Source organism: Bradyrhizobium diazoefficiens (assembly GCF_016612535.1).
Taxonomy (GTDB): Bacteria; Pseudomonadota; Alphaproteobacteria; order Rhizobiales; family Xanthobacteraceae; genus Bradyrhizobium; species Bradyrhizobium diazoefficiens_C.
On record NZ_JAENXS010000002.1, the window covers coordinates 1811289 to 1831636 of the forward strand.

Annotated in this window: 21 protein-coding genes; 6 read left to right on the forward strand and 15 right to left on the reverse strand. The window is 63.8% G+C overall.

The window, feature by feature from the left end:
• The first annotated feature begins 42 nt into the window (after positions 1 to 42).
• The 5 genes from JJE66_RS25420 to JJE66_RS25440 all read left to right on the forward strand — a co-directional run bounded on the left by JJE66_RS25420 (position 43) and on the right by JJE66_RS25440 (position 4808).
• Positions 43 to 252 carry a ferredoxin gene (locus JJE66_RS25420; protein WP_200517206.1) on the forward strand — a complete coding sequence of 70 codons (210 nt, stop codon included), beginning with the start codon at positions 43 to 45 and terminating at the stop codon, positions 250 to 252.
• 64 nt (positions 253 to 316) lie between these two features.
• Positions 317 to 1537, forward strand: coding sequence for a cytochrome P450 (locus tag JJE66_RS25425; protein ID WP_200517207.1), 1221 nt, complete (start codon positions 317 to 319; stop codon positions 1535 to 1537).
• A 31-nt stretch (positions 1538 to 1568) separates the two neighbouring features.
• Entirely contained in the window at positions 1569 to 2891 is a 1323-nt protein-coding gene (locus tag JJE66_RS25430; protein WP_200517208.1) for an MFS transporter, read from the forward strand.
• Between the two features lie 3 nt (positions 2892 to 2894).
• On the forward strand, positions 2895 to 3557 hold the full coding sequence (locus JJE66_RS25435) for a sulfite oxidase-like oxidoreductase (protein WP_200517209.1): 663 nt from the start codon (positions 2895 to 2897) through the stop codon (positions 3555 to 3557).
• 27 nt (positions 3558 to 3584) lie between these two features.
• Complete coding sequence (locus tag JJE66_RS25440; RefSeq protein ID WP_200517210.1) at positions 3585 to 4808, forward strand: bifunctional alpha/beta hydrolase/OsmC family protein; 1224 nt, start codon at positions 3585 to 3587, stop codon at positions 4806 to 4808.
• Here JJE66_RS25440 and JJE66_RS25445 read toward each other — a convergent pair.
• Positions 4805 to 6235 carry a PLP-dependent aminotransferase family protein gene (locus JJE66_RS25445; protein ID WP_200518767.1) on the reverse strand — a complete coding sequence of 477 codons (1431 nt, stop codon included), beginning with the start codon at positions 6233 to 6235 and terminating at the stop codon, positions 4805 to 4807. The genes JJE66_RS25440 and JJE66_RS25445 overlap by 4 nt on opposite strands.
• 61 nt (positions 6236 to 6296) lie before the next feature.
• On the opposite strand from JJE66_RS25445, the gene JJE66_RS25450 reads away from it, so the two are divergent.
• Positions 6297 to 7253, forward strand: coding sequence for a DMT family transporter (locus JJE66_RS25450; protein ID WP_246756526.1), 957 nt, complete (start codon positions 6297 to 6299; stop codon positions 7251 to 7253).
• On the opposite strand, the gene JJE66_RS25455 is transcribed toward JJE66_RS25450, so the two are convergent.
• From JJE66_RS25455 to JJE66_RS25520, 14 genes are all read right to left on the reverse strand, one after another.
• Complete coding sequence (locus tag JJE66_RS25455; RefSeq protein ID WP_200517211.1) at positions 7232 to 8290, reverse strand: YeeE/YedE family protein; 1059 nt, start codon at positions 8288 to 8290, stop codon at positions 7232 to 7234. The two genes, JJE66_RS25450 and JJE66_RS25455, sit on opposite strands and share 22 nt — an antisense overlap.
• Before the next feature lie 2 nt (positions 8291 to 8292).
• On the reverse strand, positions 8293 to 9297 hold the full coding sequence (locus JJE66_RS25460) for a zinc-binding alcohol dehydrogenase family protein (protein ID WP_200517212.1): 1005 nt from the start codon (positions 9295 to 9297) through the stop codon (positions 8293 to 8295).
• A 64-nt stretch (positions 9298 to 9361) separates the two neighbouring features.
• Positions 9362 to 10693: a phenylacetate--CoA ligase PaaK gene (gene paaK, locus JJE66_RS25465; RefSeq protein WP_200517213.1), complete on the reverse strand. Its 1332-nt coding sequence runs from the start codon at positions 10691 to 10693 to the stop codon at positions 9362 to 9364.
• 31 nt (positions 10694 to 10724) lie between these two features.
• On the reverse strand, positions 10725 to 11174 hold the full coding sequence (gene paaI, locus JJE66_RS25470; protein WP_200517214.1) for a hydroxyphenylacetyl-CoA thioesterase PaaI: 450 nt from the start codon (positions 11172 to 11174) through the stop codon (positions 10725 to 10727).
• Positions 11175 to 11229: 55 nt separating this feature from the next.
• Positions 11230 to 12312 (reverse strand): 1,2-phenylacetyl-CoA epoxidase subunit PaaE, encoded by a 1083-nt coding sequence (paaE, locus tag JJE66_RS25475; RefSeq protein WP_200517215.1) that lies wholly within the window; start codon positions 12310 to 12312, stop codon positions 11230 to 11232.
• Positions 12313 to 12314: 2 nt separating this feature from the next.
• Complete coding sequence (gene paaD, locus JJE66_RS25480) at positions 12315 to 12818, reverse strand: 1,2-phenylacetyl-CoA epoxidase subunit PaaD (protein ID WP_200517216.1); 504 nt, start codon at positions 12816 to 12818, stop codon at positions 12315 to 12317.
• Positions 12812 to 13588: a 1,2-phenylacetyl-CoA epoxidase subunit PaaC gene (gene paaC, locus JJE66_RS25485; protein WP_200517217.1), complete on the reverse strand. Its 777-nt coding sequence runs from the start codon at positions 13586 to 13588 to the stop codon at positions 12812 to 12814. Before paaC ends, paaD begins: the two co-directional genes overlap by 7 nt.
• On the reverse strand, positions 13588 to 13875 hold the full coding sequence (paaB, locus tag JJE66_RS25490; protein ID WP_024340040.1) for a 1,2-phenylacetyl-CoA epoxidase subunit PaaB: 288 nt from the start codon (positions 13873 to 13875) through the stop codon (positions 13588 to 13590). The genes paaC and paaB overlap by 1 nt, the downstream gene beginning before the upstream one ends.
• A 9-nt stretch (positions 13876 to 13884) precedes the next feature.
• Entirely contained in the window at positions 13885 to 14877 is a 993-nt protein-coding gene (gene paaA / locus JJE66_RS25495; protein ID WP_200517218.1) for a 1,2-phenylacetyl-CoA epoxidase subunit PaaA, read from the reverse strand.
• Positions 14878 to 14953: 76 nt separating this feature from the next.
• Positions 14954 to 15820, reverse strand: a complete 867-nt coding sequence (gene paaX / locus JJE66_RS25500) for a phenylacetic acid degradation operon negative regulatory protein PaaX (RefSeq protein WP_200517219.1) — start codon at positions 15818 to 15820, stop codon at positions 14954 to 14956.
• Between the two features lie 81 nt (positions 15821 to 15901).
• Positions 15902 to 17122 carry an IS4 family transposase gene (locus JJE66_RS25505; RefSeq protein ID WP_200514142.1) on the reverse strand — a complete coding sequence of 407 codons (1221 nt, stop codon included), beginning with the start codon at positions 17120 to 17122 and terminating at the stop codon, positions 15902 to 15904.
• 367 nt (positions 17123 to 17489) lie between these two features.
• A complete protein-coding gene (locus tag JJE66_RS25510; RefSeq protein WP_200517220.1) occupies positions 17490 to 18260 on the reverse strand; it encodes a triacylglycerol lipase in 771 nt (256 codons plus the stop codon).
• 202 nt (positions 18261 to 18462) lie between these two features.
• Positions 18463 to 19749 carry a DUF445 domain-containing protein gene (locus tag JJE66_RS25515; RefSeq protein ID WP_200518768.1) on the reverse strand — a complete coding sequence of 429 codons (1287 nt, stop codon included), beginning with the start codon at positions 19747 to 19749 and terminating at the stop codon, positions 18463 to 18465.
• 112 nt (positions 19750 to 19861) lie between these two features.
• Positions 19862 to 20317 (reverse strand): phasin, encoded by a 456-nt coding sequence (locus tag JJE66_RS25520; RefSeq protein ID WP_200517221.1) that lies wholly within the window; start codon positions 20315 to 20317, stop codon positions 19862 to 19864.
• Between the last annotated feature and the right edge of the window lie 31 nt (positions 20318 to 20348).

Here is a 20348-nt window from a genome sequence, read left to right on the forward strand (position 1 = left end):
CGCCGCCCTTCGGGCCACGCGCACACGACCGAGGAAGCCGCCATGACTGAGCGACCGAGGGTTCACATCGACCCCGACAAATGCCAGGGCCACGCGCGCTGCAAGGCGCTGGCGCCGGAGCTGTTCGAGCTCGACGAATACGGCAACGCCCGTGAAGCCGGAGACGGCCTCGTTCCTCCGGGTCTCGAGGACAAGGCGTGGCTTGCCAAATCCAATTGCCCGGAAATCGCGATCGATGTGATCGAGGAGTAGCGCGGCCCTGCCCGCCGCCTTCGCGTGCCTGCAGCGAACACGAGCCCCAAGGGATTTTTCTGCCATGTCCGACGTCAGCCAGCCCGCCGCCCATCCGCCCGTGACCGATTGGGTGAATGATTTCGACCACACCGATCCGCAATGGACGGACGATCCCTTCCCGATCTGGGAGGAGCTGCGCGCCGCGAGCCCCGTCGTGCACACCGAGCGCTTTCTTGGCTGCTACATGCCGACGACCTATCAAGCCGTGCGCGAGATCGCCAACAACACCGAGCATTTCTCGTCCCGCCGGATCATTGTCCGCGACGTTCGATCCGAGGTCGCCAGGAACGCGGCGCCGCCGATCACTTCCGATCCGCCCGTGCACAAGCCGGCCAAGCAATTGCTGCTGCCTCCGTTCACCCCAGATGCGATGAAAAAGCTCGAGCCGCGGATGCGTGCGATCTGCAACGAGCTGATCGACGGGTTCATCGCCGATGGCAAGGTCGACGCCGCAGCCCGCTACAGCAAATACATCCCGGTTCGAGCCATCGCCCACATGCTCGGCATTCCTGAGAGGGACAGCGATCTCTTCATCAACTGGATCCACATGATCCTCGAACTCGGCATCAAGGACGAGACCAAGCTGCTCGAGGCCGTCCACGAGATGAGCGACTATTTCAGGACACATATCGAGGAGCGTCGATCGAGGCCGACTGAGGATCTCATCTCCTATTTGATGAACGCCAAGGACAAGGAAGGCCAGCCGCTGGAGGAGTCCCATGTGCTGGGCTCGCTACGCCTGCTTCTGATTGCCGGCATCGACACCACTTGGAGCGCGATTGGCTCCTCACTCTGGCATCTCGCCCGGACGCCGGCCGACCGCGAACGCCTGATCTCCGAGCCCGAGTTGATCCCGACCGCAGTGGAGGAACTCTTGCGCGCCTATTCCCCCGTGACGATGGCCCGCGAGGTCGTGAAGGAAACGACGATCTCGGGCTGCCCGGTCAAGGCGGGCAACATGGTGCTGCTGTCCTTCCCGGCCGCCAACCGCGATCCCAAGATGTTTCCGGACGCTGACAAAGTCGTGATCGACCGCCAGGAGAACCGCCACGCTGCGTTCGGCCTCGGTATCCACCGCTGCGTTGGTTCCAATTTGGCGCGGATGGAGATGCAGGTGGCGCTGGAAGAATGGCTGAAGCGGATTCCGGACTTCCGGCTCGATCCGGCAGGCACCGTGACCTGGTCGCAGGGCACGGTGAGAGGCCCCCGCCAGTTGCCATTTTTGCTCGGAAAGGCGATGTAGGCTTCCAGATATCGTTTCTGGGAGGCCGGACGTGACGGAGCAAGCAACCCAACCGGCCTCCGACCATTTCGACATCGCCGACGCCGAGCGGCGGATCAAGGCGATCTTCATCGGCTCGATCGGCAATCTCGTCGAATGGTACGATTTCTACGCCTATACGGCGTTCGCTCTCTATTTCGCACCGGCCTTCTTCCCGGGCAGCGATCCGGTCGTTCAACAATTGAACGTCGCCGTGGTATTCGCGGCAACGTTCCTGATGCGCCCGCTGGGCGGTTGGCTGTTCGGCTACATTGCCGACAATTTCGGCCGGCGAATCTCGCTGACGCTCTCGGTCGTCTTCATGTGCTTCGGCTCGCTGATCATCGCGCTGACGCCGACCTATGCCACGATTGGCCTCGCTGCGCCGGTGATCCTGGCGCTCGCCCGCGTTATCGAGGGCCTGAGCCTCGGCGGTGAGTACGGCGCCAGCGCGACGTATCTCAGCGAGGTGGCCGACCCCAAGCATCGCGGCTTCTATTCGAGCTTCCAGTACGTCACGCTGATCGGCGGCCAGCTCACCGCGATCATTGTGCTCCTGCTGTTGCAAAAAGTCTTCTTGACGCCCGAGGAGCTGAAAGCCTGGGGCTGGCGCATCCCCTTCGTGATCGGCGCGATGCTCGCGATCTTCGCCGCCGTGATGCGCCGCGGGCTGCACGAGACCGAGGCGTTCGAGGACGCCAAGAAGGCCGGGAAGCCGACCGGCTCGATCGCAAACCTCCTGAAATATCCGAAGGAGCTGTTGCTGGTGGTCGGCCTGACCGCGGGCGGCACCGCTGCGTTCTACACCTTCACCACCTACATGCAGACCTTCGTCAAGCTCTCGGTCGGTTTGACCGAGGACCAGACCACCTTCGTGATTTTCGGCACGCTGATCTTCGCGACTGTCCTTCAGCCGATCTATGGCGCGATCTCCGACAAGATCGGCCGCAAGCCCCTACTGATCTTCTTCGGTGTCGCCGGCACGCTCGCGACCGTCCCGCTGCTGATGACGCTGAAAGAGACAAAATCGCCGTTCATGGCGTTCATCCTGATCTGTTGCGCCTGGCTGTTCGTCGCCGGCTACACCTCGATCAACGCGGTGGTGAAGGCCGAGCTGTTCCCGACCAATGTCCGTGCGCTCGGCGTCGGCCTGCCCTATGCGATCACGGTCTCCGTCTTCGGCGGCACGGCGCCGGCGATCGCGCTCTACTTCAAGTCCATTGGGCGTGAGCAGTGGTTCTACTATTATCTCGCCGGCATCATCTGCCTGTCGCTGATCATCTATTCCACCATGCGCGATACCAAGCATGCCTCCGCGATGCACCGTCACGAGTAGCTCATGGTCGACGCCAACGAGCCGCCCGACAGCAAGCTGACGCGCACCAAGGAGAAATGGGCGCGAGAGGGTCGCTTCCTCACCGGCAAGATCACGCGTCCTCAGGATCAGCGCCTGCCACCCGGCCAGCATCTGACTAAGGACTGGCCGGTGCTCGATCTCGGAGTCATGCCGCCGGTGTCGCGCGAACGCTGGCGGCTCGACGTCTACGGCGCGATCGACAATCCCGTATTCTGGACCTTCGCCGAATTCACTGCGCAGAGGCAGGACCGGTTCACCTCCGACATCCATTGCGTGACGACCTGGTCGCGCTACGACAATGAATGGCAAGGGCTCGCGACGCGCGAGCTGCTCGCCGCCTGCCAGCCGCGCGACGATGCACGCTTCGTCGTGCTGCATTCCTATGACGGCTACACCACCAACCTCGCGCTGGAAGACTTTGCCGCCGAGGACGCGTTGCTTGCCCATAGCTGGTCGGGGCAACCGCTGACGGAGGAGCACGGTGGCCCGGTCCGGCTTATCGTGCCGCATCTTTATTTCTGGAAGAGCGCCAAATGGCTCCAGGCCATCGAATTCGTGACCAACGACGCGCCTGGCTTCTGGGAGGTCCGCGGCTATCATAACCGCGGCGATCCCTGGGCCGAGCAGCGCTACTCAGGCGATTAGGGTCAAGCAAGGACAAGGGGGAAGCCCATGCCGACGGAACGCTTTCAATTCACGGGCGAAGGCGGTCATCAGCTCGCGGCCGCGCTGGAGCTGCCGGATGGCGAACCGGCCGCCTACGCGCTGTTTGCGCACTGCTTCACCTGCGGCAAGGATACGCTGGCCGCCAAACGCATCTCGGTCGCGCTCGCGGCCAGAGGCATCGCGGTGCTGCGCTTCGATTTCACCGGGCTCGGCTCCAGCGAGGGCGAATTTGCCAACTCGACGTTTTCCTCCAACGTCGCCGATCTCGTCCGTGCCGCCGATCATCTGCGCGCGACGCGCAAGGCGCCTTCGATCCTGATCGGTCACAGCCTCGGTGGCGCCGCGATCCTGGCCGCGGCCGGAAAGATCCCGGAGGCGAAGGCCGTCGTGACCATCGCAGCGCCGTCCGATCCCGCTCACGTCACCGGCCTGTTTGGGGAGCATGTCGATGCGATCCGCGCGCAAGGCGAGGTCGAGGTTTCGCTCGCCGGGCGATCGTTCCGGATCAAGCGCGAATTCCTCGACGACATCGCCGAGCACGAGTTGATGAAGGACGTCACCGGCCTGCACAAGGCCCTGCTGGTGATGCAGTCACCTGTCGACGACACCGTCGGCATCGACAATGCAACCAAGATCTTCGTTGCGGCCAAGCATCCCAAGAGCTTCGTCTCGCTCGACCACGCCGATCATCTGCTGACGAAGCCGGCCGACGCGCTCTACGCCGCCGACGTCATCGCGGCCTGGGCCAGCCGCTACATCGAAACGGCAAAGCCCGCGAAAGTGATGGATCTCGCCGAGGTGCCGCGCAAGGTGGTGGTGCAGGAGACCCGCAAGAGCAAGTTCAACCAGATCGTCACGGTCGGACCGCATCACCTCGTTGCCGACGAACCAGCGGCAGCCGGAGGCGAAGATGCCGGCCCTGGCCCTTATGACTTCCTGCTCGCCGGTCTCGGCGCCTGCACCTCCATGACCATGCGGCTCTATGCCGACCGCAAGTCGTTGCCGCTCGACCGCGTCACCGTCACGCTGAAGCATTCAAAAATTTACGCCAAGGACTGCGCCGAGTGCGAGACGCGCGACGGCATGCTCGACCAGATCGAGCGCGACATCGCAATGGACGGCGCGCTCGACGCCGAGCAGCGCAAGAAGCTGATGGAGATCGCCGACAAATGTCCGGTGCACCGGACGCTGACCTCCGAGATCCGCATCGTGACGAAGGCGGTGGGCTAGAAGCACGACGCCATCGTTCGCACCGCCGCGCTGATCTCGCTCTCGCGCCAGGCTGCGAAGCCGAGCAGCAGGCCATGATCGCGCGGCCGGCCGAGCGCCAGGCTGGACAGGGCTCGCGTTTCAACGCCCGCTTCGATGAGCCGCTTGACCGCCGCCTGATCGGCGCGGCCGCGCTTGAGGCGGGCGACGAGCTGGATGCCTCCCGCGGGCACTTCGACCGAGAGCACCTCGCCGAGATGACGTTGCAACCCCTCGACGAGGTGATCGCGGCGGGCGTGATAGAGCCGGCGCATCCGGCGTTGATGCGCGAGAAAATGTCCATCCGCGATGAACTCGGCGAGCGCCTCCTGGATGTGGCTGGAAGCGATCAGCCCGATGTGCCGCTGCGCGATTTCCAGGGTGCTGACCAGCGCCGGCGGCACGACGAGATAGCCAAGCCGGATATCCGACGTCATCGCCTTCGAGAACGTGCCGACATAGAACACGCGACCATGGGCATCGATCCCCTGCAGGGCCGGCACCGGGCGACTGTCATAGTGGAATTCGCCGTCGTAATCGTCCTCGACGATCCAGGTCTTGCCGGGCCTGCTCAGCCCGAGAAATTCCGTGCGGCGCGCGAGCGACATCAGCCGTCCGGTCGGATGCTGATGCGACGGCGTCATGAAGATGAGCCTTGGCGCGGCCAGTCTCGGCATGCGCTGCATGCCCTGTTCGTCCAGCGCCATGCCTGTCACGCGCGCACCGGATGCGCGGAAGGCAGCCGCGGCGCCCGGATAGCCGGGGTCCTCGACCCAGACCTCATCGGCCGGCGTGATGAGAACAGCCGCGATCAGACTGAGCGCGGCCTGCGCACTCGGCAGGATTATGATCTGGTCGGCGGTGGCACGAACGCCTCTGCTGCTCGCCAGATAATGCGCCAGCGCCTGGCGCAGGCGCGTTCGGTTGACAGGACCAAGTTCGCGCTTGGCCGCGCGCAGGGCGCTCCGCCGCAGGCAGCGCGCCCAGACCTCGTTCGGAAACTCCCGCGCATCCCCATGCCCCGGACGCAACGGCTTGAGCGGCGCCTGATAGGACATCGGCCAGTCGGTCTGCTTGAGCTTTGAAGCCCAGGGCGAGAGCTGCGGCTTGACGAAACGGACGCCGGATGCGACCGCGCCCGCTCCTTCGATACGCTCACCACTGTCGACCGTGGCCACAGGACGGCGGCCGTGCGACGCCTCGAGATATCCTTCGGCGGCGAGTTGCTCGAACGCGTAAGTCACGGTGTTGCGGGAAACACCGAGATCGTTGGCGAGCCGGCGGCTCGATGGCAACGCACGGCCTTTGCCGATACGACCGGTCGCAATCAGGCGCCGAAGCTGGCTGGTCAGTTGAGCCACCAGTCCCTCATCATCCGCCCGCTTCAAGTCGATCAGGGCAGCAATCATCGCCTCGGAAACTGGCACCTTTAGCTTCTCCCATCTGGCACTTTTTCTGGTGCCAATACGGATGCTATCCACCAGATCGGACTACTTCAAGGACCTTGCGATGAACTCCTCCCTGTCTCCGCGCACGGCTATCGGCCTGTTTCTCATCGTCGTGCTGGCCTGGGGCGTGAACTGGTCGATGACGAAGCAGATCGTGCAATTCCTTCCGCCGCTGTGGACGTCGGCGATCCGGAGCTGGATCGCGCTGGCTGGACTGTTCGTGATCCTCGGACTGAGCAATAATCTGGTGATCCCGGATCGGCGCGACATTCCGGTGATCCTGAGCGTCGCGGTGCTGCACATGACGATATTCTCTGTCCTGGTTGCAGCCGGTGTACGCTTTCTGCCTGCGAGCAAGGCCATCGTGCTCGGCTACACCACGCCGCTCTGGGTCGCGATCGCAGCACCCTTGCTCGGAAAGGATACGCTCACGGCGCCAAAGCTCGCAGGTGCGTTACTTGGGCTGATTGGCCTTGCCGTGATCCTGAACCCGGCGTCGATCGACTGGACCAACGCGAACGTCCTGCTTGGCGCCGGCATGGTGATCCTGGCCGCGATCTCCTGGGCGGCCAACATCATCTACATCCGCGCGCATCGCTGGATCGCCTCCCCGCTCCAGCTGCTGATCTGGCAAGTGCTTGTGGCAACGATCGTGCTCACAGCGTCGGCGGTGATCGTGGATGGCCTTCCGCACGCGGAATGGTCGTGGAGGCTGGTGTTGCTGTTCCTGTATTCCGGCCTGATCGGAACGGCTTTGGCTTATTGGGCAATGTCGATGGTCAACAAGAGCATCTCGGCCCTGACGACGGCGCTCGGTACCACCGCGACGCCGCTCGTCGGCATCGCCAGTGCCGCGGTCCTGCTGGGTGAGCCTATCGACATCAGCCTGGCCGTCGCGGCCGGACTGATCGTCGCCGGCATTGGCCTTGCGACGCTGGGCGACCGGTTGCTGCGCCGTCAGGCCGCGGCGAGCGGCTGAACACGGAGCGCACCGCGCAAACCTGCCGTTGTGCCGAGTAGGATGCCGGCGATCGCTATGAACGAGCCTACCGCGAGGGTCGACATGCCGGTGAGCCCCTGGCCGATCGAGCAGCCGAACGCCATCACGCCGCCAATCCCCATCAGCGCCGCGCCACCAGCCGAGCGCAGCATGTGGAGCGGCGACGAATAGCCTTCGAGATAGAAACGGCCCGTGATGAGCGCCGTCACCAGACTGCCCGCAAAGACCCCGCCAACGGTCGCGATGCCGAAGTTGAGCGTCAGGCCGGTCGAGAGCATGGCGTATTGCAAGGCGTCGGCGATTGGCGCGATGAAGGTGAGCGAGGTCACCGGGACGGGATTGAAGTCATCGGCACCGAGATAGCCGGTGACGTACCAGCCACAGGCGACGAGCAAACCGACGATGACGCCCGTCGCGATCTGGCCCGGCGAGCGGCGAAACTCCGGATGGGCGAAAGCAAACAGGATCAACACAACGACCATCACCGCAGCAGCCAGCGCGCGCGAGACGGCTTCCGTGGGACCGAGCGTCGCGAATAGCGACGGCAGCGAATTGGTGATGACGGTGGTCTGCGAGGCCTGGACCAGCGCGATACGGGCCGGTGCGATCAGGCCCTTCAGCGTCATCTGCGCGGCAATGGCGAGCACGATCACGACGACAAAGGAGCGGAGATTGCCGCGGCCGAGCAGCACCAGCGCGCGCGAGCCGCAGCCGTTCGACAGCACCATGCCGTAGCCAAACAGCAGGCCGCCGAAAAACAGCACCGGCGCCGAGAAGGTCTGTTGCAGGTAGATCGACCTGCCGAGATCGACCATGCCCCTGCCGGCGAGGAACTGGCTGGCGGCGATCGCGACAGCAATCGCCAGCGCGTAACTCCGCACCAGCCGCCCGTCCCCCTCCGCCAGAAAGCCGCGCATGCTGCTCATCAGGCAGAAGCCGCTGAGCAGGCCGACGGAGCCGTAGATGAGCCCGATGACAAGGCCGGCGAGGATGACGAGTTGGGTGGGCTGCTCCATGATTACGGCTTCAGGATCACCCGATCGCGGGACGAGCCGGCGACCGCAACGTAGGCTTCCTTCGCGCGCTCGAGCGGATAGATCGCGTTCGCCTTGATCGGGAACGGCTTCAGCTGGCCGCCTGCAAAGCCTGGACCGAGTTCGTGCAGCACGGCACCGGTTGCCGCAGAGGACAGGCCGAGCGTGTCGATGCCGACATAGGTGTGCTGCCCCCGGTAGAATTCGAGGATGTTGAACTGCACGATCCGGTCGATCGCGGCGATCAGGATCTGGCGGCCACGCAACGCGAGCGATTTGTGCGCGGCCTGAAAATAGGGATCGCCGACCGTGTTGAAGACAATGTCGGCGCCCTTGCCACCGGTCAATTCGCGGACGCGCGTGGCGACATCGACGGCGGAAGCGTCAATCACCTCGATCGGCGCGTTGCTGTGGCCTTCATAGGCTTCCGCCTTGCGCACCACGCCAATGACGCGCGCGCCCTGCCAGGTCGCGATCTGCACCGCGGCTTGGCCGACCTTGCCGTTGACGCCAAACACCAAAACAGTCTCACCGCTCTTCGGAATCCCGGCGCGGCGAAAGCCTTCCATGGCCGTGACGAAGGGCACGCCGATGCCGGCGGCCTCTTCCCACGACGCCGTCTTGGGCTTCTCCACCACTGCGTCAGCCTCGACCACCAGATGGCTTGCGTGCGTGCCGTCGCGGCGGACGCCGAGATCACCGGAAGAGCCGAACACCTCGCGGCCGATCGTGCCGGCCGGACCATCGATCACCACGCCGGCGTAGTCACGGCCGGGCGTGCGCGGGAACACGGCGTAGGGCATCAGCCCGGTCGCAGCCTTGACGTCGGACGGGTTGACGGCGGCGGCCTTCACCTCGATCAGGAGATCGCTCGAACTGCGCATCAGCGTCTGACGCTCGACGCTAGGCACAATCGCAGCGGCGTTTTCGGCCTTGGCATTGAGGCGAACGCAACGCGCCTCGACGGTTTTGGGTTCGGCTGGCGACATGGAAAGACCCGCGATTTCTCGCGGGCCTTGTCGCCCTTGGGGGCGGTCAAGTCAATCCGTCAAGTCAGTCCTTGGGCCGCTTGTCGTAGAGCCGCCTGGCCTTGCCGAGCGAGCGCTCCAGCGTGGCCGGCGCGACCACCTGAACCCTCGAGCTGATCCCGATCGTGTTCTTGATGTGCGTCGAGATCCGGTCGGCATGGTCGACGAGACCTCGGCCGTCCCAGCTTTCGGGCCGCGCCTCGGCAATGATGGTCAGCTCGTCCATGCGGCCTTCCCGAGTCAATTCGAGGATGAAGTGCCCGCCGCACCAGTCGGTCGCGAGCAGCACCTCCTCGATCTGGGTCGGGAACAAATTGACGCCGCGCAGGATGATCATGTCGTCCGAGCGGCCCGTCACCTTCTCCATCCGCCGCATGCCCGGCCGCGCCGTACCCGGCAGCAGCCGGGTCAGGTCGCGCGTGCGATAGCGGATCACCGGAAACGCTTCCTTAGTCAGCGAGGTGAACACGAGCTCGCCCTTGTCGCCGTCGGGCAGCACCGCACCGGTCACGGGATCGATCACCTCGGGATAGAAATGGTCCTCCCAGATATGCAGGCCGTCCTTGCTCTCGATGCATTCCTGCGCGACGCCGGGGCCGATCACCTCGGAGAGGCCATAGATGTCGGTCGCATCCATATCGAAGGCGTCCTCGATCTCACCGCGCATGGCATTGGTCCAGGGCTCGGCACCGAAAATGCCGACCTTGAGCGAGCATTGGCGCGGATCGAGCTTCTGGCGCTTGAATTCGTCCAGGATCGCCAGCATGTAGCTCGGCGTCACCGTGATGATATCAGGGCGGAAATCGTTGATGAGCTGCACCTGCCGCTCGGTCATGCCGCCCGAGATCGGCACCACCGTGCAGCCGAGCTTTTCGGCGCCGTAGTGAACACCGAGCCCGCCGGTGAAGAGGCCATAGCCATAGGCATTGTGGATGATCATGCCGGTGCGGCCGCCGGCGGCGCGGATCGAGCGCGCCATCACCTCCGACCAGGTGTCGATGTCACGCTGGGTGTAGCCAACCACGATCGGCTTGCCGGTCGTTCCTGAGGAGGCATGCACGCGCACCAGTCTTTCGCGCGGCACTGCAAACATGTTGAAGGGATAATTGTCGCGCAAATCCGTCTTCACCGTGAAGGGAAATTTCGCGAGATCGGACAGCTCGCGAAAGTCGGACGGATGCACGCCGGCCTTGTCGAAGGCCTTGCGATAATGCGCGACGTTGTCGTAGGCATGCTTCAGCGACCAGGCCAGCCGCTGCGTCTGCAGCGCCATGATCTCGTCACGTGAGACGCGCTCCTGCGCGTCCATCTCGGCCCTATAGACGTTGCCGCCTTCCCTGGGCTTCGTCGAAGCCATTCTCGTATCCCCTCATTGGTTCGTTCTTTTTTCATTGGTCCTGCGCCGGCAGCCACGTGCCGGGAATGACACGCGAATGCCCACGAAATTCGGCGACGACAGTATCGCCTGCGGTGACGCGCACGTCATAGATGCCGGAGCGGCCGCCGCGGATCACCTCGCGCGCTTGCGCAACGAGGCGGTCGCCGAGCTTGCCCGGCTTGATGAAGGTGATCTGCCCTTGTGCAGCGACCACACGATCATTGCGTGAATTGCAGGCAAAGGCGAAGGCAGAATCGGCGAGCGTAAAGATGAAGCCGCCATGAGCGATGCGCTGGCCGTTGACCATGTCCGGTCGCACAATCATGGCGAGCGTAGCAAAGCCGGGACCGATCTCGACGATCTCCATGCCGAGCCCCTTGGAGGCATCGTCTTCAGCCCACATCGCATCGGCGCAGGCGCGGGCAACATCCTCAGGCGACAGGGCGGCTTTGACGTTCACGCGCTTCTCCCGACCAATTGTTTGCTCATGATGTTCTGCCGGTTGGATTGCACTGTCAAACGTGGTCGTAATCGACCACGATCCGCTCCGAAGATGGCTTGGCCTGGCAGGTGAGAACAAAGCCGGCTTTCAACTCCCAAGGCTCCAGCGAATAGTTGAGGTCCATCGGTGCCTCGCCTTCGACCAGCTTTGCCCGGCAGGTCGAGCACATGCCACCTTTGCAGGCGAAAGGCAGATCGACGCCTGCACGCAACGCGGCATCGAGGATGGCCTCGTCCTCGGCGACCGGCACGTCGCGACGCTTACCGTCGATGATCAGGGAGGCAATCGCCTTCGGCTGCGCATCGGGAGCAACGGCTTTCTTCGGGCGCGGCTTGCCGCCGAATTCCGAGACGAAGCGTTCAACGTGAATGCGATCTTCGGCGATGCCGAGGTCGCGACAGGTCGTCTCGATCTCCTCGCTCATGCCGAGAGGACCACAGATGAAGACATGATCGATGCTAGCCGCCGGAACCACCGAGCGCAGCAGCACCCTCACCTTGTCGCCGTCGAGCCGGCCATGCAGGATCGGGATATCCTGCTCCTCGCCGGAGATGACGTGGAAGATCGAGAGACGGTCGATGAAGCGGTCCTTCAGCTCCTCCAGCGCTTCGAGGAACATGATGTTATCGGTCGCGCGGTTGCCGTAGAACAGGAAAAAGCGGCTTTGTGGCTCGCGCGCCAGCACGCCCTTGACGATCGACAGGATCGGCGTGATGCCGGATCCCGCGGCAAAGCCGACATGGATGCGCCCCGTCTCGGCCGGCGGGACCACACCGAAACGTCCCGTCGGTGTCATCACCTCGAGCTCGTCGCCGCGTTTCAACTCGTCGGCCGCCCAGCTCGAAAACGCGCCGCCGTCGACCTTCTTCACCGCAATGCGGATCTCGCCGTCGTCGGGGCCGGAGCAGATGGAATAGGAACGGCGCACCTCCTCTCCATCGAGTGTGATGCGGAGCGTGAGATACTGACCGGGGCTGAAAGCGTAATCGCCGGCGAGCTCGCCGGGGATCGTGAAGGTCATCGAGACCGCGTCCGAGGCCTCACGGCGGAGATCCTTTACGGCCAGGCGATGGAAGCGCGGTGCGGCTACTGACATGATCAATGACACTTGAAATAATCGAAGGGTTCGCGGCAGGATTTGCAGCGCCAGAGCGCCTTGCAGGAGGTCGAGCCGAATTCAGACAGGAGCTCGGTATTTTCCGAGCCGCATTGCGGGCACGCGACGGCCTGCTCGCCGAACAGCGTGCGGCGCGAGCTTGAGGCTTGCGGCGGCGCGATGCCGTAGGCACGCAGCTTGCGCCGGCCCTCCTCGCTCATCCAGTCGGTGGTCCAGGCCGGCGACAGCACGGTGCGGACTTTCGGCCGGTGAAAGCCCGCGCGCTCCAGCGCCAGCTCGATTTCGAGCGCGATCATGTTCATGGCGGGACAGCCCGAATAGGTCGGCGTGATCGCGACCTCGACGTGTTCGCCATCCAGGGCGACATCGCGGAGCACGCCGAGATCGGCGATGGTCAAGACCGGAATTTCGGGATCGACCACGCTCGCCGCGGCCTCCCAGGCGCGGCGGCGCAGTTCGCTGTCGTGCTCCAGCTCCATCACCATGTCTGCCCCGGAAAAGTGCGCTGCATCGATTGCAGCTCGGACAGGAGATGGCCGAGATGCTCGCTGTGCCGGCCGGAACGGCCGCCCTGCTGCATCCAGTCGTTTTGCGGCAGCGCCAGCGTGGCCTCACTGGTGACGTCGGAGAGCGTTGTCAGCCAGCGACCGCGCAAAGTCCCGGGATCGATAGCGATACCGGCATGGATCAGGGCGCGCTCGCCGTCATCGATGGCAAACATCTCGCCCGTAAAGGCCCAAAGGTGATCAATCGCGGCCTGCGCCCGTTGATGGCTCTCGTCCGTGCCGTCGCCGAGCCGGATGATCCATTCCGAGGCGTGGCGCAGATGATAGGCGCTTTCCTTCTCCGACTTCGCGGCGATCGCTGCCAGCGTCGCGTCGCGCGAGGTCATCATGGCGCGCCAGTAGAGATCGGCGAAGGCGGAATAGAAGAACTGGCGCACCAGGGTCTGGGCGAAGTCGCCATTCGGCTGCTCGACCAGCAGCAGATTGCGGTACTGCCTGACGTCGCGCAGGTAAGCGAGCTTGTCCTCGTCGTTGTCCTTGCCCTCGACCTTGGCGGCGTAGGTATAGAGTTCGCGGGCCTGGCCGATGAGATCGAGCGCAATGTTGGAGAGCGCCATGTCCTCTTCCATCATCGGCGCATGGCCACACCATTCCGACAGCCGGTGACCGAGGATCAGCGCATCATCGGCGCGGCGCAGGGCATAAAGCACCAGCGGCGTTTCCGAGACCTGGACGTTGGCGGCGGCCATCACATGTGCCCCACTTCTTCGGGCACCTCATAGAACGTCGGATGACGGTAGATCTTGGACTCCGCCGGCTCGAACATCATGCCCTTCTCGGCGGGATCGCTCGCGGTGATCGCGCTCGATGGCACCACCCAGATCGAGAGGCCCTCGCCGCGGCGGGTGTAGATGTCGCGGGCGGCCTGCAGGGCCATGGTGGTGTCGCTGGCATGCAGCGATCCGACATGCTTGTGCGCGAGCCCATTGCGGCTGCGAATGAAGACTTCCCACAACGGTGTATTCGGCGTGGCCATTTTGATCTCCTATTCCGCGGCCTGCGCGGTCTGACGCTGCGCGCGCTTCGCTGCATAGGCGGCGGCCGCTTCGCGCACCCAGGCGCCCTCATCATGGGCCTTGCGGCGCGCGTTCATGCGATCACGGTTGCACGGGCCGTTGCCGGCGAGCACCTGCTTGAATTCGGTCCAGTCGATCTCGCTGTAGCGCCAGTGTCCGTCCGAATCCTGCGTCATGCCGGGATCGGGAATGGTGAGGCCGAGATATTGCGCCTGCGGCACGGTGGCATCGACGAACTTCTGGCGCAGCTCGTCATTGGAGAAGCGCTTGATCTTCCACTTCGTCGAGGTGTCGCTGTGCTGGCTCGTCGCATCCGGCGGGCCGAACATCACCAGCACCGGCCACCACCACCTGTCCAGCGCGTCCTGCGCCATCGCCTTCTGCTCGTCGGAGCCGCGGCACAGCGTCATCATGATCTCGTAGCCCTGGCGCTGGTGAAACGACTCCTCCTTGCAGACGCGGATCATCGCGCGCGCATAGGGGCCGTAGGAGCAGCGACACAACGGGATCTGGTTCATGATCGCGGCGCCGTCGACCAGCCAGCCGATGGTGCCGATGTCTGCCCAGGTCAGCGTCGGATAGTTGAAGATGGAGGAATATTTGGCCTTGCCGGCGAGCATGGCGTCGACCAGCTCTTCGCGCGAAGTGCCAAGCGTCTCGGCGGCGGCGTAGAGATAGAGCCCGTGGCCGCATTCGTCCTGAACCTTGGCGAGCAGCGCGGCCTTGCGGCGCAGGGACGGCGCGCGTGTGATCCAGTTGCCTTCGGGCAGCATGCCGACGATTTCGGAATGCGCGTGCTGGGAAATCTGGCGGGTGAGCGTCTTGCGATAGGCCGCCGGCATCCAGTCGTTCGGCTCGATGCGCTCTTCGGCGTCGATGCGCGCCTGAAACTGCGCGGCCCTGGCCGCGTCCTCCAGACCGCGATCGTCGGTCTCGGCCGTGTTCAGCGCCTGGGTATACATGCGCATCCTCCCGTTTGATTGGGAGGCAATATATAACAAAAATTACTTTATGCAAGATATTTCTGTAACATATAAATCAGCCCCCAAATCTCTTTTCCAGGAGTTTTCGGGCCGGCGGGAGCGCCCCCTTTTCATTCGTTCCATGGCTATCAAGCCATTGTTCGGACGGAGCAAGCAGCGCGCGGTAGATCTCGCCACAGAGCTCTCGCGCGGCCCTGCGCGGCCAATCCGCCGGCAGCAGGCTTTCAGGCAACAGGGGATCGCGCAGCACCACGCGGCGGTAATAGTGGATCAGCAGGATGCGCGCGGTGAAGGCATCCGCCTCGGACAAATTCGTGCCGCGCGCGAGCGCAGCGCGAAGCGGCTCGAACGTCTTCATGAATTTCAGATAGGCGTCGGCGGTCCGCTCCAGCGGCCAGCTTGCGCTGAGCAGGCGTCGGCCGCTGTCATCCTCAGCCGAGACTTCAAGTCGGATGGCACCCGCAGCTTCCACCGGCACCGGCACGCCTGACGGAGCGAGCCAGACGCCCGGCAGCGGGCTGCCGAAGCCGGCATTGCGCAAGGCTTCGCGCGAGGCGTCGCGGTCCTCCCCATTGCCGATCAGCAGCAGCTCGAAGCGGCCGGTCCAGTCCGACGGCGGCGGATCGTAGATGTGGCGCGTCGCGGCCTGGAACGTCTCGCGGCCCTTCTCTGCAAGACAATAGAAGCTGTTGCGGCCGACCTTTTCGCGCGTCAACCAGCCATCGGCAGCGAGGCGCGACATCGCCGTGCGCACCACACCCGCATCGATGTCGAGGCTCTCGAAGAACGCCAGCAGCGTGCCGAGCCACACCGAACCGCCGCGCGGCACAATGGCATCGCCGAACATGGTGACAATGATCGAGCCGGTGCGCGACGGCTCGCGCTTGAGCTGATCGATGATGCGGGACAACGGATGCGCCATGCGCGAGGCATAGCGCGTTTGGTGCGGATGGGACAATGGACGGAAACGACGGTCTTACTCCCTCTCCCCGTTCTTACGGGGCTAGCTTGGGCACACATTTTTGGCGAGGAAGAAGCCTTGGGCGATGGCTCGGAAGCGTTCGAGCCCGTCGCGCATTGTGATTGGGCCGTTGGATTTGTCGCTCTCGTAACCGGTCCAGCCACCGAGGCGGGCGATGGTCCAGCCGGCCCAAGCAAGGCTGCTTGGTATATGGGGATTTTGCTGTTTGGCGGTGCGGCCCCGCAAACGTTCCTGCAAGGCCGATAGAACCTGCATTTCGCGATCGTCAAAGACGTGCGAGGCAGGTTGGCTATCGTCGAGCGAGGCGCGCGCGAGCACGAGTTGCATGGTTTGGCACGCGGCGATGAGAGCGATAACGGCGAGCTTTTCCAGCGCCGCGCCTTCGGCAAGAACGCTCGCCTCGAGATCAAGGCCTTGGCGCTTCACGGTCCTGAACAATTGTTCGACATGCCAGCGCTGGCGGTACCAGCCGATCACCGTGACAGCCTGTTCGACAGTTTCGACATCATGGGTGGTCAGCAAACGCCACAGGACAGGTTCCTCGCCGCTCGGCGGATCAATCTCGCGGACTTCGACCGCGGAGAGTTCAATTTGGCGCGGCGCGTGGGGATCGGAGCAGGATGCTGGCCGACAGACGACGACCGTTCCGAACCGCACCGCCAACTGCGCTTGACGAGCCTGGCGCTTGCCTGCCCGCGCCGGCAGATCGATCGCCAAGCGATGTTGCTCGGGCAGTGCCGCCATGGTCGCAAACAGAGCGCGGTCGCCTGTTGTTGCACGATCCCGGCACGCGCGGCTCAACAGATGCGTGCGACGATCCGGCAGGCGAGCCCACTTCTCATAAATGTCTCCTTCGCGATCGTCGATCACTGTGATCATGCTCGCCTTGGTCAGGCCCCATTTGGCCCGCCGCGGGCCCTTCACCCATCGATAGGATTCCTTTTCCTCAATCGGCTGCTTGCGATAGTCGGCGGCCTTGGTTTTAAAGCGGCGCCAGACCTGCACGTCGGCCAGGCCCAGACAGTGACCTGTTTCTGCATCAACCGTCAGAACGGGATGCACGAACAGGCCGACGTCACGGCCATTGCCCACCCGGCCGAGATCGCGCTTGCGCCCTCGCTTGGCCTCATAGTTGATCTCGCTGGTATCCTGGATCGCCAGGACGTGCCGGCCGGCCGCAATCTCACGCAGACGCGCTCGCGCGCGGATCACCATCTTGTCGACCGTGACCCGCTCATTCATCAAAAAGCGCCGAAATTTGACCTTCTCGGCGCGATCCTCGCCAAGTTTGCGCAGACAAACCGTCTGTCGCTCGCAGACACGCGCAAGCAACAGAGCGCCATTTTTTTAAGACGCTCGTCGCCGAAATAGCCGATATCCATCTCCGCCATCGCTCCGCTGCCAGAATCACGACGGCCTACACAGAATCACAGGCGATTCATTCTGTGCAAGAGATCTGTGCCCAAGCTAGTCTTACGGGGAGAGGGTTGGGGTGAGGGGCTGCATCAGCAAACTCAGTGGTAGACGGACTCGCGGAGAGTCCCTCTCACCCGGAATTTGCTCATCGCAAATTCCGGCCTCTCTCCGCAAGCGGGGAGAGGCGAAGCAATCACCGGTGCGGATCGGGATAGGCCAGGCTGCGCCAGCCGCTGCGATCGAAGGGCTGCCACTGACCTTCCTTCTGCGCGAGGCGGTCGGCGACGGCATAGACGACGGCGGGGTGATGGCCCATGCCGCAATGGCTGCTGTCGACCTCAATGCTTTCGGTCTGCGCGCCGGCCTTTTCCATGCAGCCCTGCCAGGCGCAGACGCCATCGGTGCGGCTGAAGATGGCGGTGGTCGGCACCGGCGGCGGAACGGCGAGTTCCCCGCCGAACTGCGGATCGACCTCGTCGGACTTCCGCCCGCTGGCCCATTCATAGACGCGCCAGGCATTGGTCGAATGAGGATCGCCGGCAAAGGGGCTGCCGAGCGTGATCACCTGGCGCACGCGATCGGGCATCATCTTGGCGAGCTGGCGGGCGTAGAGGCCGCCGAGGCTCCAGCCGACCAGGCTGATCTTGCGGCCATGCTTGTCGCTGAGCTCCTCGACCAGATCGACCATGGCGTGCTGCACGCCCTCGCGCAGGCCGTAATTGCGGCCCTGGCGCCAGCCGCTCACCGCATAGCCCTTGCTGGTCAGAAATGTGCGCAGCGCGCGCGTTGACGCGTCGGAGGCCACAAGGCCCGGCAGCACCAGCACAGGATGCCCGTCGCCGCGCGGCGCGAGGCTCAGCAGCGGCAACGCGCCGAGGAATGCGCCAAACTCATGGATCGCGCGCCCCTCCAGAAACATCAGGGTACGGGACGGCGGACGCAGCGTCTGGGCGGTAGCGGTCATCAATGGATCCCCTGGGCAAGAATTCCTGGAAAGGCGCCGGGCGTGATGCCGGCAAATAGGCATGAATTCCAATACGCCGGCTTCTCGATCGTTCCGCAGCGCAACATGAATCAGCTAGGCGGCCGGTTCCGCACATTCAAGCGGGTGAGACGCAAGGCGACAATAGGCGCGTGCGTTAATGCTAACGGGCGTGACGCAAAAGTCACAACAATCGGAGCAGGAATTCTACGGAGTAAAGCGCGAGACCGGCGAGCCCGCCGATCAGCGAGCCGTTGAAGCGGATGTATTGCAGGTCGCGTCCGATGTTGATTTCGATCAGCGAAATCAACTGCGCCATATCCCACGCCTTGACCTGATCGGAGATGAAAGTGGAGACGCCGCTCTTCTGGTCGGCGACGAAGCTGCGCAGCACCGTCACCAGGCCCTTGTTGATCTCGCCACGCAGCTCGGCATCGCCGGCGAGCGCCTCGCCCGCCGAAACGAACATGCCGGCGAGATGATGCTGCAGCACCTGCGTTTCGCCGCTCGCGCTGCGCTCGATGAAGGAGCGCGTATTGGCCCAGACCGTGCGGGCGAGATCGGCAAGCTCGGGCCGCGCGAGCAGATCGCGCTTCAATCCATCGATGCGGTCGATATAGGCTTGGTCGGTGCCGAGCCGGTCGACGAAGCTCAGCACCATCCGGTCGAACTCACCGCGGAACGGATGTTTGGGATCGCTACGCACCTCATTGAAGAAGGCGGTGGCGGACGACACGATCTTGTTGACCAGAAACTTGTCGGCGCGATAGAGCCTCAGCAGGGTCGGCAATTCCGCGCGCACCTTCTCGCGGATCATCGCCATCGTCTCTGGCTGGTTCAGCGTCTCGTGCATCACGCGCAGGAGGTCATCGAACAAGATCTGGTGCCGCCCCTCCGCAACGAAGCCACGCAACGTGCCGGCCGCAAGCGGCGCGAGATCGATCGCCTGAAGCTGCGAGGACATCCGGCGGATGATGAAGGTCATCAGGCCGGAGCTTTCGGTCGCGGAGACGGCTTCCGGCAGCAGACGCAGTGCAAAGCGCGCCAGATCATCGCTGCGCTTGCGGTCGCGCAGCCAGTCCGCGACGAAGGAGCCGAAGTCGATTTCGTTCAACTTGGCCTCGACCGGGGCGGCTTCAAGGAAATGCACTTGAATGAACTCGCCGAGCTTGTCGGCGATGCGGGCCTGATTGCTCTGGATGATTGCCGTGTGCGGGATCGGCAGGCCGAGCGGTCGCTTGAACAGGGCGACCACGGCATACCAGTCGGCAAGCCCGCCAATGGTCGCGGCTTCCGCGAAGGCGGCGATGAAGCCGAACACGGGATGCACAGGCAGAAGCCATTTCGTGACGACAAAGAGCGCCAGCGTCGACGCCAGCACCAGCGTCGCCAGCGCTTTCACGCGCCGCAACTCGGCCGCGCGCTCGGCGTCGCCGGGAGTGTCGAAGGAGAAGGTGGCGGGTGGAGTTATCACTGCATCACAGTACTCGTCATTGTGAGCGAAGCGAAGCAATGACGACAGCGCAAAAACAAAAGGCCCGCCGAAGCGGGCCTCAAATTCAGTTTGGTCTCAGGGCGCCAGATCAGGCGGTCTTGCTGTAGACCTTGGCAAAGTTGTCCTGAGCGGACTTCGCACCGTTGGCGGCGAGCTTGCCGAGATAATCGGTGGTCGCCTTGGTACGCGAGACGAAGGTTTCGCCGCTGGCGCGGAGCAGGCTCGACTGGATCTCGACGGCTTCGCTGAACGACTTGGCGGACGCGAGCTTGTCGATGCCGGCAAAGAACGCCTGGGCGTCGTCGTAGATCGCCTGCTGGATGTTGCGGCTGATCTTGCCGGCTTCCGTGACGGACTCGGTCACCGCGTTCTCGACGGCGGCGGTCACGCGCTCGGAGCCAGCGAACACTTCGGCAGCACGGTCCTTGGCGGTGTTGGCGGTCTTCTTGACGAATTCGCGGGCGGCCTCGGGAACTTCCAGGTTCTGGATGTTCTTGAAAGCGTCCTTGAAGCCTTCGAAAGCGGTGTTGGTTTCAGTGGTCATGGGGTTCTCTCCATCCTCATTGCGTTGAGCT